Annotated in this window: 2 protein-coding genes; one reads left to right on the forward strand and one right to left on the reverse strand. The window is 69.2% G+C overall.

Annotation, left to right across the window (positions count from 1 at the left end; translation table 11 throughout):
• Positions 1-183 (reverse strand): isopentenyl transferase family protein (locus CVH10_RS27300; protein ID WP_369335871.1); only part of this gene is annotated, 183 nt, incomplete at its 3' end.
• Between the two features lie 27 nt (positions 184-210).
• On the opposite strand from CVH10_RS27300, the gene CVH10_RS27305 reads away from it, so the two are divergent.
• The coding region (locus CVH10_RS27305) for an iron-sulfur cluster assembly protein (protein ID WP_146143050.1) at positions 211-354 on the forward strand (144 nt) is incomplete at its 3' end.

Genomic DNA, 354 nt, shown 5'->3' on the forward strand with positions numbered 1-354 from the left:
CAGGTCGGCATAGAGTTGCTGGCTGTCGGCGTTGACGATCACCGCGCCGGTTTTGCGCGCCATCTTCAGGGCCAGCGCGGATTTCCCCGACGCGGTGGGGCCGGCGAGCAGGGTGACGGATGGCGGTTTGGACAAATCGAGGCTCGCGGCAGGGCTGCGACGGCGATAGAACGCGCGCCTCATCGCCTGCAAGCCTTCTGGGAGATCGTCTTGGTCGAACGCACTGCCGTCATCGCCGCGCTGGACGCCGTCATCGACCCCGTGTCAGGCAAGGGGCTGGTCGCCGCCGGCCTGGTGCAGGGGCTGGTCGTGGCCGAGGACCGCGCGGGCTTCGCGCTGGAGGTCGATCGTCGC

Origin of the sequence: Halomonas sp. ND22Bw, from assembly GCF_003011945.1 — a bacterium.
GTDB classification, from domain to species: domain Bacteria; phylum Pseudomonadota; class Gammaproteobacteria; order Pseudomonadales; family Halomonadaceae; genus Halomonas; species Halomonas halophila.